The following is a 15,636-nucleotide window of genomic DNA, read 5'->3' as shown; positions in this document are numbered from 1 at the left end:
CTTCAATTTGAATTAATTGAAAATTTCACCATCTTATTATCACATTCAGATGTTAATATATTGTTAATTTCAAGAATTATACTTTTTATAAATTCACTTATACCTTCTTCATTTTTAACGATATTTGAAATATATGACAATGCATCAATACAGTCCTTAAACATATTTTCATAATCTTGTGTAAATTTATTTTTTATATAATCCAACCCATCTTCTATCATTTTTATTAATTCTAAAATTCTACATTTTTTATTAAATCTCATTATTTATTCTCCTATAACACCATATTTAAAGCCTTATATATAATACCAGTTTCAAAGTATTAAATGCATTATTTTTTACAATATCTTAATTTATACGTATTATACGACTTTTAATTCATATTCTTTACATCAATAAATATATTTTCAAACTTAATCTCATTTACATAGAAAAACTAGCTATTCGCCAATATTAGGAGGGGGGCAAAATCTCGTGCAACTATTTACAGTATAATCGAAACAACTAAAAATCATGGACTGTCGGTTGAAAGATACTTAGTTTACTTGATGGATGTGCTATCAAATGAAACCGCTTTAACAGAAGATATTTTACTAGAGGCGATGCCTTGGTCTAAATCTCTACCAGGATATTTTAAGGTACAGTCAAAATAGATTCAAAATTTAATATAAAATTTTAACCAATAGCAGTAGGTGTCTAATTTCTAAGCTATTGGCTTTATTATATCAAATTTGAATTATTTATTTTAGTCGTCAATTATTCGACGTTTACAATTAATTCGTATTTTCTTTCAACAATAAAAAAATGACTCTATTTTTATCTAGAATCATTTTTAACAAACTTATATATTAAATTGTAATATTAATACTTTTTTGTATAATTTTATTTCTATATAAATTCACCAAAGAATTTATCAAACTTAAATATTATATATTCTATACATTGATCCGTTATACCTGGCCATACACCTATCCAAAACGTTCTCTTCATTATAATATCTGTATTTTCTAAATTTCCTATAACTTTATAAGTATAATTATTTTCAGTAAATACTGGTTGTTTTGTAATATTTCCTGCAAACAAAAGTCTTGTCCCTATTTTATTTTCTTCTAAAAATCTAATCAATTCATTTCTAGAATATTTTTCACTATTCTTCAATGTTATAGGGAAACCGAACCAACTTGGTTCACTATTTTTTGTAGCTTTTGGTAATATAATGTATTTTTCTAAATGTTTTAGACCATCATATAATTTATTAAAGTTTTCATTTCTCTTTTTTATAAATTCTGGTAACTTTTTTATTTGCGAAACACCTAAAGCTGCTTGCATATCAGTTACTTTTAAATTATATCCCAAATGAGAATATACATACTTATGATCATAACCTAAAGGTAATTCTCCATGTTTTTGATTAAATCTATTGTTACATATATTATCTTTTCCTGGAGGGCATATGCAATCTCTTCCCCAATCCCTTACAGATTTTATTAATTTATGAAGGATAGGGTCATCAGTTACTACAGCTCCTCCTTCACCCATAGTTATATGGTGAGCAGGATAAAAACTAAATGTACCTATGTGGCCTATAGTTCCTACATATTTATTATTATATTTAGCACCTAACGCATCACAACTATCTTCTATTACCCATAAATTATACTTTTTAGCTAATTCCATAACTTTATCTAAATCAAATGGATTACCTAAAGTATGAGCCATAAAAATAGCTCTAGTTTTATCTGTTATTGCTTCTTCAATATCACTAACCTTATAATCATATGTTTCTAAGTCAACATCTATAAAAACAGGAATCATTCCATTTTGTATTATAGGTGAAATAGTCGTTGGGAATCCAGCTGCCACAGTTATAACTTCATCGCCAAGTTTTAATCTTTTATCTCCTAATTTATATGATGTTAATGCTGTAAATGCAACTAAATTAGCAGAAGATCCCGAGTTAACTAGAGTACAATATCTAGAATCAATAAATTTTGGAAATTCTTTTTCAAAATCATCTCCATATCTTCCTGACGTAAGCCACATGTCCAGAGATGCATCAATCAAATTAAACATATCATCTTCATCTAAAACTTTTCCTGATGGAGATATATAATCTAATCCGGGTATAATTTCTTTAGATTTAATTTGTTCATTAAAATATTCTTTAGATAAATTTAAAATTTCTTTTCTTTTTACATCATGCATTTTGTTCACTCCATATAGCTTTGTTTTTTTTCGCATCATTTACATATTGCTTAATTTGATTTATAGTAAATTCTTTAATATCAATATTTTTATTATCATAAAATTCTTTATACCATTCCATAGTTTTTATAATAGCTTCTTCAACATTATATAAAGGCTTCCAACCTAATTTCATTTTAGATTTGCTTATATCTAACCTTAAAAGTTTAGCCTCATGACATTCGTCTAAGCTTCCAGTTGTATAATCTATATTTCTCCAACTTTTTATAACTATATCCAATATCGATTCTACACTTAATATATCTGTATCGTTAGGTCCAAAATTCCATGCTTCATTATATTTTTTTAAATCTTCTATCATTAATGATCCTAACAATAAATATCCTGATAGAGGTTCTAATACATGTTGCCATGGTCTTATAGACTTTGGATTTCTAATATTTATACTTGTATCAGATGATATACTCCTTACTATATCTGGAATCAAGCGATCTTCAGCCCAATCTCCTCCACCTATAACATTTCCAGCCCTCACAGATACTATATCTATATTTTTCCTATTAAAGAAACTATTTCTATAAGAATTAGTCAAGAGTTCTACACAAGCTTTACTTGAACTATAAGGATCATATCCTCCTAAAGAATCATTTTCTCTATATCCATAATCCCACTCTTTGTTCTCATAACATTTGTCTGTAGTTATATTAACTATAGCCTTTACACTATCAGATTTCTTTATAGCTTCAAAAAGATTAAGCGTCCCCATAACATTAGTTTCATATGTAGTTTTAGGATCCTTATATGATAGTCTCACTAATGGTTGTGCTGCCATATGAAATACAATTTCCGGTTTATAATTTGCAATAACTTCACTTATATTCTCTTCATCTCTTATATCGCCTATTATACTAACAATATCTTCATCTAAATTACAAATATCAAACAAACTAGGATTAGTATTTGGTTCTAATGAATATCCTATAACTTTAGCTCCTAATTCTTTTAACCATAATGTCAACCAAGAACCCTTAAATCCTGTATGTCCAGTAACTAATACAACTTTATCTTTATATATACCATTAAAACAATTCATCATTTCCATACCCTCCAAAAGGCTTTATCTTCCTTCCAAAGTTTATTTAAATTATGCATATCTCTTTCATTGTCCATACATGCCCACAAACCTTCATGCTTATAAACAGATATTTCACCTTTACTAGCTAATTCTTCAAATAATCCATATTCTAAATCACAATCATCATTTTCTGTAAGATTATTTAACAGCTTCTTATTAAATACCATATACCCACCGTTAATTAATCCCTGAGATGTTTGAGATTTTTCTTCAAAAGATTCAAGTGTATCTCCATAAGCAATCAATTCACCAAATCTTGCTGGAGGATGGACACCTGATATAGTTATTGTTTTATTTGTCTTCTTATGAAAATTTATTAAATTAGTTATATTTATATCCGCTAATCCATCTCCATAAGTTAGAAGATTTATATCTTCATCTAAATATTTTTCAATTTTTTTTAATCTTGCACCTTTTAGTGCTTCTTGTCCTGTATCAACTAATGTAACTTTCCAATCATTTTCATCATGATTATTATGAAATTCTAAATTTCCACTTCCTATCTCAACAGTAAAGTCATTATTTTTACTATTATAATTCAAGAAATAGTCCTTTATAACATTTGATTTATATCCTAGGCATATTATAAACTCTTTTATTCCATAGTGAGAATATGTTTTCATTATGTGCCATAGTATTGGCTTTCCACCTATTTCTACCATAGGTTTAGGAATTATGTTAGTAACCTCTCCTAACCTGCTACCATATCCACCTGCTAAAATTACTAATTTCATATCACACCTCTTGTCTTAATCTAAATTAGCCATATATTCCGAAAATTTTCTAAATGCCTTGTCTCTATCAGAAATAATAGGATTCTCTACATTCCAAGGTATATCCATAGAATCCCATCTTATTCCATCTTCGTATTCTGGCATATATTCCGATGACATCTTATATAATATAATAGTATCCTCTTCTAATGCAACATATCCATGTGCAAAACCACTAGGTATATATACCATATTATTTACCTCTGTGTCTATATTGACACATATGTATTTCCCATACGTTTTTGAATCTTTCCTAAGATCTAATATTACATCTAAAATACTTCCTTTTATACAACAAACTATTTTACTTTGTTCAAATGGTTTGTTTTGAAAATGCAATCCTCTTATAACTCCTTTTTTAGATGTAACTATCAAATCCTCTTTAAATTCTTCCTTTATTCCTATTTTTTTAAATGATGTATTATGATATATTTTTGAAGATACACCTCGTTTATCTTTAAATATATTAGGAATTATTTCTATACATCCATCTAACTCAGTTGTTTTAATTTGGTACATAATAATCTCACCTTTTTAAATATCTTGTTGTTTTATAAAATTACTTATTCCTTCATATAAAGAAATTATTTCTGATTCTTTCAAAATGTTTTCTTCTTTAGTATAAATTTTCATCATTTCTCTTTTTCTATATTCTCTTTTTCCCCAGTTTATTTTCAGTTTTTTATTTATTATATCTTCAAATACATTTACAACTTCTTTTAACGAATATATTTTATCAGGTAAAACTAAAAACTCCTTACATTCATGTGGGTTCATTTTTTGTATTTTTTCAATTGCAATTAAAAATGCATTTATAACATCATCAATGTATAACAATCCTATTTCTTGCTCTCCTTTAGACATATCTAAAACTTCTTCACTTTGAGCAATTTCAAATAATTTATTTATTATTTTTAATCTAGTATCCATAGGTCCATATGTATCTGAAAGTTTCAACGTTATCATTCTCATATCAAAACTTTCAACATAGTACTTAGCTATTGATTCAAATGCTTCTTTTGTTGCTGCATATAAATTAACAGGGCTATACTCTTTATCTTGATAATGTTGCCATTGTGTTCCCGTATTTACAAAGTACTTAACACCTGCATTTACCGAAGCTTCCATTAATTGTGTTGAAAAAAGTACATTCGAATCAACTAATTGTTTCACTTGTTGTATTTTATGTTCCCCTATAAACATGGATGCTAAATGTATTACTATATCTGGATTTATATTTAAAACAATCTCACATAAATCATCAGTACTTCCACTAAATATATGTTTTTTTATATTTTCTTCTATATCCTTAATTTTATCAAGATTCGAAGCTTTTCTAATAATAATATGTACTTCATATCCTAATGAATTTAATTTTCTTGCTAAATTAGAACCTACATAACCAGTAGCTCCACTAATAAGTATACGTTTCATAATTACCTCTACTCTATATCAGATTAATTTACTTTATAATTTCACTCCAATATTTTAAGTTTGTATCATCTGGATAATATTTTAAAAATTGATATATCGAACTCTTATTTTTTTCTTTTAAAATAATTAAACTTGTATTTATGCTTATTTTATTATAATCAAGTTCTTTTTCTTTAACTTTCAAACTGTTTTCAAATTCTTCTTTTTCTCTTCCTAAACAAGCTAAAAACCATTCGTATGGATATTTTCCAAATACTGATTTAAAATCATACATCTTTTTCTCTTCTTTTATAATTTCATCATAAACTTCATCTAATTTTTCTACTGTTTTTTTTACCGAATATTCACTTATCACAAATTGTTTAGCATTTTGCCCAATTCTTTTTCTTTCTTCAGGGTGATTATATAGATAATTTATAGCCTGCTTATATTCTTCTATTGAATTTACAAGTATGCCTGTTTCCATATGCTTTATTATATGTTTTTCAGCACATTGATTTATCGCTACAACAGGCAACCCTATTGCCATAGCTTCTAACAAAACATTTTCAGTAGTTCCAAAATGATCTTTATTTAATAGATATGAAAACACATCAAATTCTTTCATTTCTTCACTAACATCATCTACATATCCTTTAATATGAGTTTTATTGTAAACTCCAGATTTTTTCAAATCATCTATTATAAATTTTGTATTTACAGAATCTCCTACAATTATAAATTTAGAATCTTTAATATTTATACTTCCATAATATTCATGGAATTTATTATTTAACTTACTATAACTTAAAGTTCCTATATAGCCAATATTAAATCCTTTATGTTGTACAAGTTCTTTATTTTCAAATCTATCAAATCCTCCTGAACTATTAATTACTTTAGTATTTCTTTTTATATATTCTTTATCTTTTTCGCTCCATTGAGGATTTTCATATGAACATTCAGAAGTAAATAAAAATTTATCAGGTACCTTTACAAATTCGTATGGAATATTCGGATATACACATCCAGATATATGAGACCATATGATTAGTCTAGTCGATATATTTGAAATTTCATAAAGAAATTCTGCAAATTTAGGATGATGCCACCACTCTAGTTGAACTATATCTGCCTTTTTAATCTCTCTATAAATATCATCCATATTTTCACATATCATAATTTCAACATCCAAATCTATACATTCTTGTATAAAATTTATCTTCTCTGGTTTTTCTAATAAAATTATTTTATGATTATACTTTGTTTTGGATTTTTTTGCATAATTTGCAATTCCAGATAATACTTTTCCAACTCCACCACCCATATGAGCAGTTATATGTAAAATACTAAACATAATCCCTCCTTATATCATTCTATTTATATAGAGGATATTTATCTTCTAACTTCGATAATAAATTTTCAGCATAGTCATCTATATTATCAGACATACCAAATTTAAGTTGTCCACACCCATTACACATTTCATACTTTGATATATCCCCTGTCAAATGTGCTTTCCTTATATCAAACACTTCCTTACTGTTCCATATATCATAAAATGATTTTTCGTTTACATCTCCTAAAATATTAGAATGTTTCCAATCCATAAAACATGAACTTACACTTCCATCTGAATTTATAGTTAATGAATAAAAAATGTATGGGCATACATTAACTTGCTTTATATCATTATTATATATTCCTTTATCAAAATCATCTTTTATATCTTTTATATCAATATCTGTCCATATCGGTGTTATTTTATCTATTGATATCTCATCGCATATATCCCCAAATATAGAATAAAATTCGTCTTCATTATCTTTATTAATATTCATATCTGTTGTCTTTATATGAATTCTGCAATTCCCTTTATTTTTATATAAATCTTTTATATTTTCTACATATTCTTTAAAATTTATATTAACTCCAGATGTGTCGTAATATTGCTTTTCTGTTATCCCCTCTACAGATATAATCATCGCATCTAGTCCTGCATCAATCAACATTTTATTTCTACTTGGATTTAACATCGAACCATTAGTTGTAAAATCAATTTGTTCACATATACCACTAACTTTTGCATATTTAATCATTTTTTCTAAATTTTTATTAAGCAATGGTTCTCCCTCTTTATACATTCTAAGTACTTTTAGAGGATCTGGAAATTGTTTCATATCATTTACTATTTTTTCAAAAAGTTCATACTCCATTATTTTATGAAACGTTTTACTTTTATCTCTATTAAAGCAAAATTTACACTTAAAATTACATGCTGCAGATGGATCTACAAATACATGAAATGGTGTTTCTAATGGTATTACATTTTGTAATTTAGTTCTTTCATTTTGTCTTATTCTAGATGTTTTTTTAGCCTTCATTATTTTTTATCTCCTTTATATTGTCTCTCTTTAGGTATTACATATAAAACACTTTGCGTTCCACAATATCCATGTAATCTATAGTAAAATTCATAGTTTGAAGTATTGTCCATTAAAAATTTCGGTATCTTACATATTCCGTCTTCATTGTGATATGTAGTAATAACTATAACCGGTCTATACTTTAGTATAGTATTTATACCACCTTTTATAGCCTCATATTCCATACCTTCTGCATGTATTTTTATAAAAGTAGGATCTTGTCTAAATTCAAATTCATCTAAACTCATAATACTAATTTTACTACTATAAAATTCATTTTTTGAATTTTTAATGTTATTTGCCATACCTAGTGTTTCAGATATATATCCTTCTTTATTACATTCACCAATAGCATACCTAAATGTTTCTATATTCCCTGTATACTCATTCTCTATATTTTTGATTGAGTTATATAAACTTTCATATGATTTAGCATCAGGTTCAAATCCTATTATGCCTTTAAACTTTCCATCTACACTATTTATAAATTCAACTATAGTTTGCCCTTCATAACTGCCAATATCTATATATACTTCATCATTACTTAATATTGATTTTATTTCATCTATAAAGAACTTATTTTCTGTGTTTATATCGTTACATTTAACTTCTTTTCTACATATTCTCCAATATAACCATTGTAAATAATGTAATTTAGATTCCTTATCTTTAAATCCATTATAAACATCTATTATGTTATGTTTTGTATTTTCAGATAAATCCTCTAGTAACCATCCATTATTAATATTCGTTTCTGTTAAAATATTTGTTATGTCATAGAATGGATAAATATACTTACAACCCAATTTTAATAAATCATCTTTTATATTATTAAAAGGAATTTTAACTATAGATATAACAAATACCGAATTTTCTTTATCATTCAGACTTAGTTTTTCTGGGTGTATTACATCTATTCCATTAATTTTTTTTCCTTCTAAATTTTTATTTTTATCTACTATGTATTTAGGATAAATATCTATGTTCCCCAAAATTTCAACTGCTAAGCTTCCTAAATTTCCAGCTCCATAAATTATGAAATCTTTATCTTTTATAACATTTTTTAACTCTTGAAAATCATATGAATTATTAAACATTTCATTAATCAATTTTTTCATTTCTATATTTTCTGTATTCACAAGAATCTCCTTTTTATATCCAACAATATAAAACTGTATCAACTAGTGTTGGAGCATGATGTCTTAAAGCCATTTTATACTCTGGTACTATAGTTTTTAAATACTTTGTTATTTCTATTAAATCATCAGGTTTATGATAAACACTTATTGCTAACTTAGGTTTATATGATTTTAATGTTTTTTCACTTCCCTTTAATAACTCCATTTCAAATCCTTCTATATCTGATTTTATAAAAGTTACTCTATCTCCATTCAGATATTCATCCAAACTATAAATCATAGATTTTTTTGCTTTTCCTTCTGCACTTATCCCCGAAAAATTATTACATAATAAAGCATCATTATTTTCAAAATATAATTTTTCTTCAGTCTTAATACCAAGACCTGCTTTTATACACTGTATTTTATTTTCTGGAATTGCCCATTCTTTCAACAATCTAGATAGTCTATATTGCATTGCCATGAATTGTTTTTCTCCTGGCTCAAAAGCATATATTTTTTTAAACTGACCTATATTATTCCATATAAATTGTTCTACTGTATCTCCTACATAAGCTCCTGCATCTACAAATATATCATTTCCTGTATTTGTAAAATTAGGTAAAGCATAAAATGAACTTCCTTCCATTATTTTTTCACAATACTTACTATCTCCTGTAAGCATTGATTTTAATATCGATATATATACTTCTTTTGATTTCTCATCACCTAATATATCATTATATACATATTCAAATTCTTCATATCTAGAATTAACAATGAAGTTATCAAAAGATATAGCCTGTATATTCATTGACTTTAACTGATTTAAAATTTCTTTAACGCAGTGTCTTGCTGTAACAAATACAACATAATTATCTACTTTTAATATTTCATTAGGAGAAATAACTTTAATATTATTGATATATGTTCCTTGCTTATCTTTATTATTATCACAATAAAAAGCTATCTCTATATCTTGTTCTTTTAAATATTGTTCAACCATCTGCCCATATACGCCTACTCCAAACAATACCACATTCTTATTCTTAAGATCATCTACATTAATCTTATCATCTGCATCAAGCATTTCAGTTTTAATCATTTTAGCCTCCTTATTTTTTAGTACATCTAACTAATTACTTTATTTAGTTAATTTTTTTATCTTTAATACATATGTATCTACATATAGATTAGATATACTATTTCCAGATTGATCAATATCACCTAGCATTTCATTTATTTTATACCTAATATCATTACTAATGTTAACTTCTTCTCCTTTGATATCTTCTATCTGATACCCTATTTCATTTAAAACTTTATTTAAAGTTTTTATACATATATTATTAATGCCCTGCTTATCAAAATCTTCATATAAATTTAACATATGTAAAAAAGTTTTTATATCATAATTATTTTTTAATTTTAATAAAATACTTCCATCATCATTTAACATATTAAATAAATTTCTTAACAGTTGATACGGTTCTTTATATAAATTCAAGTAGCTACCTATAACAATATAATCAAATTTTTGATTAAAATGTTCCGTTATGTATTCAACTCTATCAACTACAACCTTTTTACATATAGTATTTAAATCTAACCAGTACTTTGCATCTACAGAAAATGCATAAAGAGAAGTATTTAATATACCGTTCTCTCTCAATTTATTTTTCACTTCTAATATAGGTGTTCCACATAATGTATCTATTCCTAAGATTTTATAATTTTTGTCTTCTAATAAATCCTCATCTAGCAATGATACCATATTACATTCATAATTCATGGCATCAGTAGATTTAATTCCATAGTATTTATCTATAAAAAATTCGTCTCCTTTTGTCATCCCGACATTCTCAACTTCATTTCCTTTATCACTAAGTTTTCCAATATGACTAATGAATGTATCCTTACAAAGGATAGCCTTATATCCTGCCCTTCTTACTCTAAATGTAATATCATCATCTGCATAATGATGAATAAATCCATAATCAGTTATACCTATAACATCTATACATTCCTTCTTAAACAAAGTACCTAATGTAATAAGTTTTAATCTTTCATGCCACTTTCTAAAATCTGATACATTATATTTTGCTGCTTTTTTCTGCATATCATCTAAATCTGTATATCCCAAATCAACAGATTGGTAATTACTAACAAAATCTAAAACAGGATTAACCATACCTATTTTTTCATCTGATTGTGCACATTTAACCATATTAGATAACCAATTTGTTGTTACTACTATATCATTAGCTAGAGCTACTACATATTTTCCCCTTACTTCATTAAAAATCTCACAAACAGGATATCCTACTCCCATATTTTTAGTTATCTTTATTATTTTCTTTTTCTCATAGTTAATAGATTTAAAGTATTCATATGTTCCATCTGTTGATCCATTATCTACTAAAACAAGTTCGTAATCGATTTCTTTTGTGTATTTCAAAACACTCTCTACACATTTTTTTGTATATTCTTCTAATTTATTATACGATAGTATAAATATGCTTACTAATGGCCTTTCATCAATTTTTTTTAAATTACTTCTTGATTCAAAAATATTCTTTGGCATTTCGGGATGTTTTTTTAAAATAGTGTCTATTATTTTAACCTCACCATAATTAAATCCAGGTGTAATTTTATCTTCATCATATATGCTTAGAATCTCTTTATTCAAATCATTAAAATCCATATTTTCTAAAATGATAATGTTATTATCTATAAACATTAACAATTTTTTTAAATCATTAACTTCTAATAATTTAGCCATAAAATCTTTTATTTTTTCAGTATAATAGTCACTATTAATAATATTTAATACCGCTTGCTTTTCTGCATCATCTTCAGCAATCATAAATATTTTTTTATAAATATCTATAGATTTTTCTATATCCCCCAGCTGTTCATATGCATATGCCAAATTATAATTTGTATCTAAATTGAAATAATCTATATTTAATGCAGCCTCTAAATTACTGATTGCAGCTTTATATTCGCCTACTTTTATGCATAAAATCGCCTTCATATTTATAAATTCAACATCATTTATATATAGTTCTTCATTTTCTAACATCAAATTAAGCGCTTTTTCCAATTCATTTTGATTCAACATATTTGCAATTTCATTTAACAAGTTGTAGTTTCCTCCATTTTAAGTTTTATATATATTTCCTCTTTCATTTTTTCATCTTTGCTTACTTTTAAAACTTCTTTATAAAACATATTAGACTCTAAAAATTCTCCTATTTGTTCTTTTACAAATCCTATATTAAATAGCGTATTTTCATCATATCTATAATTTAAATATGCATATTTAAACATTCTATCAGCTTCTTCCAAATTATTATTATAGATACTTATAATTCCTTTTATATTGAAAATATCATCATCTTTAAAAATTTCTTCATACTCTTTTATCATGTTTAAGCAATTGTTTAAATTTCCTAAATTTATATTTTCCTCTATCATTGCTTTATATTTTGATTTAAGTAATTTTAATTCTTCATTTTCATTAAATTCTTTTTCAAATCTATTTATTAAAATTTTAATTCCTTTTTTATACTCAGGATAATCTAATAATAATTTTTTCATTTGCTTTATATATTCTAACTTATCAATATCCTTATTTTTTTGAATTAAATTTATTTTCACAATAAATTTATCTTCATCATCTTTAATAAAATCTAATAGAATTTCATCTGATAAATTCGAATTATATATTTCTCTTATATAATCATATTGATAAGTAATATACATTAAAAATATATTTTTATATTTTTCTTCTATTAAGTTACCACCAAATAGTAATGTTCTAGACAAACAACTATACACAATAAGTTTGTTTTTATCTAAAGTATTTTTTGAATTCAGTAAATAATCATATAAATCTAATATGCAATCTCTTCTATTGCTCACTATATAATTCAAATAATCTCTTACACAAGAATAATTTACTCCTTCTAATACATCTAATAAGTCTATCCCTTTATTCAAAGCAATATATAATAAATCTCCATAATATAAAGCATTTTCTTTAATTAAAACCTCATTATATTTATTAGTAGAAATTTCATTTCCCAATCTAATGCTATTTAACATTCCATAATTTCCATCTATTTTAGACAATATTTCATATAATTTTTCTTTGTCTGATTCCTTAACTGATAATAATAATTTTTCTAAATTTATTTTAAATTCATTTTTTTCTACTTCAGAATTAGATAAATTATTATATAAATTTAATATTTCATCAAGCTTATTAAGCTTATATAAACTCATGAATATAATCAAATAAATTCTCTTTATTTCTTTTAAATCCATTGTTTTTATTGTATCAAATACTTTTTTATACATTTCTAAATCATAATAAATACTAATAATTGCTATTTCAACTTCATTTATAAATGAAACTGTTTCACCTTCACAGGTTACATCATTTGCCTGAGTTGATATATCATAGTTATTTAATAAATATTTGTATTTTTCATAATTCTTTAAGCTTTCCTTATTTTTCCCCAATTTACTTTGGCTTAATGCTAAATAGTAATAAATATCTATATTTTTATCATCTTTCTTTATATACTTCAAACAAATTTTCTCGCATTTTTCAAACTTAAATAATCTAATACATAACTTAGCTAAATTAACTCTTATAGTTATAGGCAAATATCCTAAATTTTTATATAGTTCATAAGACTTTTCCATATATTGCATAGCTTCTTCATATTTTCCATATGCTATATAATTTTTACCTAACTGATAATGTACATATGGATCCATCGGATTTAATTTCAATTCAGAAAATAAAATTTCTTCATTTCTCTTAAGTTTCTTCTGTTTTAATTCTTCATTTAAAAACATGTACCCATAATGGTCAAATATTGCTATATTTTTATAAACAGGATTTTTATAATCAGGCTGCTCATGTATAGCTCCTTTATATTTAAAATCATTATCATTTTTGAATAATCTTATAAGAGACACTTTATCATATATAGTTTTATCTTCTAAATATATATTTTTTAAAGTTATATATGCTGAATTATATTTTTTGCATAAATCAGTTTTGAAAAATTCAACCATTTTTTTACAGTCAACTAGCTCTTCATCTGCATCAAGTATAAATATCCAATCTCCTTTAGCATAACTTATAGATACATTTCTCATATCTGAAAAATTTTTATTCCATTGTTTAAAATAAATTTTGTCTGTATATTTAGCAGCTATCTCCACAGTATTATCTGTAGATCCTGTATCAAGTATTATTAATTCGCTATCTACTTGTTCTCTTAATTTTTTTAATGATTTCAATGTATTATCTAAATGTTTTTCTTCATTCCTAACCATCATAACTATACTTAGTAACATAATTTATACTTCCTTTCGAGATTATTAAAGTTAAAAATAAAGAGTAGCATATTACTTTACTCTTTATTTTTAACCTTAATAATCATATTAACATTAATTTAATATGTGAATAAAATTAACCTTTATATATAATAATCGACATAAATCCTTAAAACTTTATAACTTTCAATTATTTTAAATGAATAATACATATACATATTAATTCTATTTTATGATTTTCATTAAGCTTATTTTTATAATAATTCAACATAATTAAAAAGAGTAAAGCCTAAACTTTACTCTTTATTATTAATTATTTATAATTATCTTAATAATTGTAACACACCTTCTGGTTGTTGCTTAGCTTGTCCTAACATAGATTGAGCTGCTTGTGATAATATGTTTAACTTAGATAAGTTTAACATTTCTTTAGCCACATCTACGTCTCTTATTCTAGATTCTGCTGCTGTTAAGTTTTCATTAGAAGTTGTTAAGTTACTTTGTGCATATTCTAATCTATTTTGTTTAGCTCCTAATTCTGATCTTGAAGTATTTATTGATGTAAGAGCTGCATCTATTTTAGTTAATAAAGAAGTTGCTGCAGCTGTTTGTGCTGTTATAGTACCAGCAGATAAAGAGCTTATACTAGTTGATATTACTCCAGTTGTAGCCATTGTACTTTTTATATTATCTAATTTAATTTCTATTGATTGTCCTGTACCAGTGTTAGCACCTACTTGAATTGTCATAGTTGGAGTTGATCCATCTAATAATTTTTTACCATTGAATTCTGTAGAATCTGCTATTCTAGTTATTTCTTCATTTAACTGAGTTAATTCAGTAACTATCTTAGTTCTATCTTCAGTTTGGTTAGTTTCGTTTGCTGCTTGTACTGATAATTCTCTCATTCTTTGAAGTATGTTACCTGTTTCTTCCATAGCACCTTCAGCAGTTTGAACTACAGATATACCATCTTGTACGTTTCTTCCAGCTTGCTCTAAACCTCTTATTTGAGATCTCATTTTTTCAGATATAGCAAGACCTGCTGCATCGTCTCCAGCTTTAGTTATTCTTAATCCTGAAGATAATTTCTCCATAGAATTCCCTGCTAAAGCAGTGTTCTTAGTCATATTATTATGCGCCATTATAGCGTTCATATTAGTGTTTACTCTCATTGTTATACTCTCCTTAGTTTTTAATCGACATCC

Annotated in this window: 13 protein-coding genes; all 13 read right to left on the bottom strand. The window is 25.5% G+C overall.

Annotated elements, in window-relative coordinates:
• Nucleotides 1-2 precede the first annotated feature (2 nt).
• The 13 genes from CHF27_RS02445 to CHF27_RS02385 all read right to left on the bottom strand — a co-directional run bounded on the left by CHF27_RS02445 (nt 3) and on the right by CHF27_RS02385 (nt 15,603).
• Nucleotides 3-263 (bottom strand): hypothetical protein, encoded by a 261-nt coding sequence (locus CHF27_RS02445; protein WP_095405905.1) that lies wholly within the window; start codon nt 261-263, stop codon nt 3-5.
• A gap of 625 nt (nt 264-888) precedes the next feature.
• Nucleotides 889-2,205, bottom strand: coding sequence for a lipopolysaccharide biosynthesis protein RfbH (gene rfbH, locus CHF27_RS02440; protein ID WP_095405904.1), 1,317 nt, complete (start codon nt 2,203-2,205; stop codon nt 889-891).
• Nucleotides 2,198-3,301: a CDP-glucose 4,6-dehydratase gene (gene rfbG, locus CHF27_RS02435; RefSeq protein WP_095405903.1), complete on the bottom strand. Its 1,104-nt coding sequence runs from the start codon at nt 3,299-3,301 to the stop codon at nt 2,198-2,200. The genes rfbH and rfbG overlap by 8 nt, the downstream gene beginning before the upstream one ends.
• Nucleotides 3,298-4,074 (bottom strand): glucose-1-phosphate cytidylyltransferase, encoded by a 777-nt coding sequence (gene rfbF / locus CHF27_RS02430; RefSeq protein ID WP_095405902.1) that lies wholly within the window; start codon nt 4,072-4,074, stop codon nt 3,298-3,300. Before rfbF ends, rfbG begins: the two co-directional genes overlap by 4 nt.
• A gap of 15 nt (nt 4,075-4,089) precedes the next feature.
• The gene (gene rfbC / locus CHF27_RS02425) at nt 4,090-4,632 is read right to left on the bottom strand and encodes a dTDP-4-dehydrorhamnose 3,5-epimerase (protein ID WP_095405901.1); all 543 of its coding nucleotides are present in this window, start codon (nt 4,630-4,632) and stop codon (nt 4,090-4,092) included.
• A gap of 15 nt (nt 4,633-4,647) precedes the next feature.
• A complete protein-coding gene (locus CHF27_RS02420; RefSeq protein WP_095405900.1) occupies nt 4,648-5,547 on the bottom strand; it encodes an NAD-dependent epimerase/dehydratase family protein in 900 nt (299 codons plus the stop codon).
• 28 nt (nt 5,548-5,575) lie between these two features.
• Nucleotides 5,576-6,883 carry a glycosyltransferase family 4 protein gene (locus CHF27_RS02415; protein ID WP_095405899.1) on the bottom strand — a complete coding sequence of 436 codons (1,308 nt, stop codon included), beginning with the start codon at nt 6,881-6,883 and terminating at the stop codon, nt 5,576-5,578.
• Between the two features lie 19 nt (nt 6,884-6,902).
• Nucleotides 6,903-7,910 (bottom strand): radical SAM/SPASM domain-containing protein, encoded by a 1,008-nt coding sequence (locus tag CHF27_RS02410; RefSeq protein ID WP_095405898.1) that lies wholly within the window; start codon nt 7,908-7,910, stop codon nt 6,903-6,905.
• Nucleotides 7,910-9,091, bottom strand: coding sequence for an FkbM family methyltransferase (locus CHF27_RS02405; protein ID WP_095405897.1), 1,182 nt, complete (start codon nt 9,089-9,091; stop codon nt 7,910-7,912). Before CHF27_RS02405 ends, CHF27_RS02410 begins: the two co-directional genes overlap by 1 nt.
• 13 nt (nt 9,092-9,104) lie before the next feature.
• Nucleotides 9,105-10,175, bottom strand: coding sequence for an FkbM family methyltransferase (locus tag CHF27_RS02400; protein ID WP_095405896.1), 1,071 nt, complete (start codon nt 10,173-10,175; stop codon nt 9,105-9,107).
• Nucleotides 10,176-10,214: 39 nt separating this feature from the next.
• Nucleotides 10,215-12,215, bottom strand: a complete 2,001-nt coding sequence (locus CHF27_RS02395; RefSeq protein ID WP_095405895.1) for a glycosyltransferase — start codon at nt 12,213-12,215, stop codon at nt 10,215-10,217.
• Nucleotides 12,209-14,449 carry a glycosyltransferase gene (locus CHF27_RS02390; RefSeq protein WP_095405894.1) on the bottom strand — a complete coding sequence of 747 codons (2,241 nt, stop codon included), beginning with the start codon at nt 14,447-14,449 and terminating at the stop codon, nt 12,209-12,211. The genes CHF27_RS02395 and CHF27_RS02390 overlap by 7 nt, the downstream gene beginning before the upstream one ends.
• 302 nt (nt 14,450-14,751) lie before the next feature.
• A complete protein-coding gene (locus CHF27_RS02385; protein WP_095405893.1) occupies nt 14,752-15,603 on the bottom strand; it encodes a flagellin N-terminal helical domain-containing protein in 852 nt (283 codons plus the stop codon).
• Between the last annotated feature and the right edge of the window lie 33 nt (nt 15,604-15,636).

Origin of the sequence: Romboutsia maritimum (assembly GCF_002251085.2) — a bacterium.
GTDB classification, from domain to species: domain Bacteria; phylum Bacillota; class Clostridia; order Peptostreptococcales; family Peptostreptococcaceae; genus Romboutsia_B; species Romboutsia_B maritimum.
This window is presented reverse-complemented; position numbering and strand designations above follow the sequence as displayed.